The organism is Streptomyces sp. WAC 04229 (assembly GCF_003947455.1).
Taxonomy (GTDB): Bacteria; Actinomycetota; Actinomycetes; order Streptomycetales; family Streptomycetaceae; genus Streptomyces.
Window position 1 is genome coordinate 1 of the sequence record NZ_QHJH01000351.1, and the last position, 3,102, is coordinate 3,102.

Consider the following 3,102-nt stretch of genomic DNA (forward strand, 5'->3'; position numbering starts at 1 on the left):
TCCCCCTCCTCCGCGACCCCTGGCAGGAGACCCCGGACGACACCCCGGACGAGGCCGCGGACGGCGACGCCCCGGACGCCCCGCACACCCACGACCCGCACGAGGTGACGGTCCAGCTCGACGCCGTCGTGCTCGGCGACGGTGTGCTCCACCGGGCCGACGGCGGGCACCGCGGAAAGGGCCGGGAGACGTCCGACGGGCCGGTCTTCGTCGACTCCTCCGGCCGCCGCAGCCGCCTCTACCGCCGCCTCGGCATATGCGTCGGCGTCGCCTGCGCGATCTACGCCGTCGTCATCGTCTCCACCCTGATGTCCGGCAACTCCAACGCCCCCTGGCTGCCCGTACCGGGCCAGGAGGAGGGCAAGCCCGCCGGCCAGGTCGACACCACCCCGCTGCCCTCGCGGTCCGGCCCGCCCGCCGCCACCGGCACCGGCGCCCCGCGGACCGGCCCCACCGACGGCACCGGAGCGACCGGCACCCCCGGCGCCGGAGTCCCCGCGCCCGGTACGACCGCCGGCACCGCGCCGCAGCCCGGCACGACCGCCGACTCCGGCGTGACGGATACCGGGACCGACGAGAAGCCGGTCGGCGGGGGAACGACGGACCCGGACCCCACCGCGACGACGCAGGCCCCGCCGCCCGTCACCACCGGCCCGTCCGCGTCGACGGGCGGCGGCGACACCACCGTCGACCCGACCGCGCCCACCGGCGGCGCCACCACGGGCTCCGACCCGGGCGAGGGCGGCGCCGACGCCAACGGCTCCCGCGACACGACCCCCCTCGCGGGGGCCGCCGACGCGCCCGTCGCCGCCGGTCCGGGCGGCACCACCACGTCCACGACCCTGTCCCCGGAGACCACCCTCTGATGGCATCCCGCACCCGCCGTCACGGGGCGGCGCGCAGCCCCCGTGCGGGCGTCCGCCGCCTGCCCCTGCGCCTGCTGCTCCCCCTGCTCCTCCTGGTCGCCCTGGCGGCGATGCTCATGCTGCGCGGCTACGTGCACAGCGAGATCCTCGCCGACCACCGCGTCCAGGAACCCGCGCCGACCACCCACGTGCCCGAGAAGATCCTGGAGGGCGGGCCGGTCATCGACGCCCGGGGCGGCCGCACGCAGAGCCTGAGCGTGCCCGACCACCGGCTCGTCCTCACCTTCGACGACGGCCCGGACCCGACCTGGACCCCGAGGGTGCTCGACGTGCTGAAGAAGCACGACGCGCACGCGGTCTTCTTCGTCACCGGCACCATGGCCTCCCGCTACCCGGACCTCGTCCAGCGCATGGTCGACGAGGGCCACGAGGTCGGCCTGCACACCTTCAACCACCCCGACCTCTCCCTCCAGTCCAAGAAGCGCATCGACTGGGAGCTGTCGCAGAACCAGCTGGCGATCACCGGCGCGGCCGGCGTCCGCACCTCGCTCTTCCGCCCGCCCTACTCCTCCTTCGCCGACGCCATGGACGACAAGTCCTGGCCGGTCACCGAGTACATAGGCAGCCGCGGCTACATCACCGTCGTCAACAACACGGACAGCGAGGACTGGAAGAAACCCGGCGTCGACGAGATCATCCGCCGCGCCACCCCGCACGGCGGCGAGGGCGCCATCGTCCTGATGCACGACTCCGGCGGCGACCGCCACCAGACCGTGCGGGCCCTGAACAGGTTCCTGCCCGACCTCAAGGCGAAGGGCTACGAGTTCGACAACCTCACCGAGGCCCTGGACGCGCCCAGTGCCATGACCCCGGTGACCGGCGCCGAACTGTGGAAGGGCAGGGCGTGGGTCTTCCTCGTCCAGGCCTCGGAGAAGCTCACCGACGTCCTGGTGGTCGGCCTGGCGATCATCGGCACGCTGGTCATCGGACGCTTCCTGCTGATGCTGCTGCTCTCCGGCGTCCACGCCCGCCGGGTCCGCCGCAAGGGCTTCGGCTGGGGACCGGCGGTCACCGGACCGGTGACGGTGCTGGTCCCGGCGTACAACGAGGCCAAGTGCATCGAGAACACGGTCCGTTCCCTCATGGAGAGCGACCACCCGATCGAGATCATCGTCATCGACGACGGCTCCACCGACGGAACCGCCCGGATCGTGGAGGGCCTGGGCCTGCCCGGCGTCCGGGTGATCCGCCAGCACAACGCGGGCAAGCCCGCCGCCCTCAACCGCGGCCTGGCCAACGCCCGGTACGACATCGTCGTGATGATGGACGGCGACACCGTCTTCGAACCGTCCACCGTCCGCGAACTCGTCCAGCCCTTCGGCGACCCGAGGGTGGGCGCCGTCGCCGGCAACGCGAAGGTCGGCAACAAGGACAGCCTCATCGGCGCCTGGCAGCACATCGAGTACGTGATGGGCTTCAACCTGGACCGCCGGATGTACGACATCCTCGGCTGCATGCCGACCATCCCCGGGGCCGTCGGCGCCTTCCGCCGCTCCGCGCTCGCCCCCATCGGCGGCATGAGCGACGACACGCTCGCCGAGGACACCGACGTCACCATGGCGCTGCACCGGGCCGGCTGGCGGGTCGTCTACGCCGAGAACGCGCGCGCCTGGACCGAGGCCCCGGAGTCCGTCAGCCAGCTGTGGTCCCAGCGCTACCGCTGGTCGTACGGCACCATGCAGGCCATCTGGAAGCACCGCCGCGCGGTGATCGAGAAGGGCCCCTCGGGCCGCTTCGGCCGTGTGGGGCTGCCCTTCGTCTCCCTGTTCATGGTGCTCGCCCCGCTGCTCGCCCCGCTCATCGACGTGTTCCTGCTCTACGGCATCGTCTTCGGCCCGACCCGGCAGACGATCATCGCCTGGCTGGGCGTCCTGGCCATCCAGGCGGTCTGCGCGGCCTACGCCTTCCGGCTGGACCGGGAGCGGCTGACACCGCTCATCTCGCTGCCGCTCCAGCAGATCCTCTACCGCCAGATCATGTACGTGGTGCTGCTCCAGTCCTGGATCACCGCCCTCACCGGCGGCCGGCTGCGCTGGCAGAAGCTGCGCCGCAGCGGTGGCGTGTCCGCGCCGCCCGGCTCAGGCGCCCCCGGCGTGCCCGCCCCGCGCTCCGGCGCCCTGGACGGGAGGCCGGTCGGATGACCACCCCGCCCTACGACCCCGCCCCTCCCTTCCCC

At 73.2% G+C, this 3,102-nt stretch carries 1 protein-coding gene and 1 pseudogene; both read left to right on the plus strand.

Annotation, left to right across the window (positions count from 1 at the left end; genetic code table 11):
- Nucleotides 1–866: pseudogene (locus DMH12_RS39405) on the plus strand (hypothetical protein); the annotation flags it as partial.
- The gene (locus tag DMH12_RS37930; RefSeq protein ID WP_125495796.1) at nt 866–3,067 is read left to right on the plus strand and encodes a polysaccharide deacetylase family protein; all 2,202 of its coding nucleotides are present in this window, start codon (nt 866–868) and stop codon (nt 3,065–3,067) included. The pseudogene DMH12_RS39405 and the gene DMH12_RS37930, both read left to right, overlap by 1 nt.
- Nucleotides 3,068–3,102: the final 35 nt, after the last annotated feature.

Bases quoted from the DNA above. Each gene is read 5' to 3' on its own strand.
- DMH12_RS37930 (WP_125495796.1), top strand. From the start codon at position 866: ATGGCATCCCGCACCCGCCGTCACGGGGCGGCGCGCAGCCCCCGTGCG.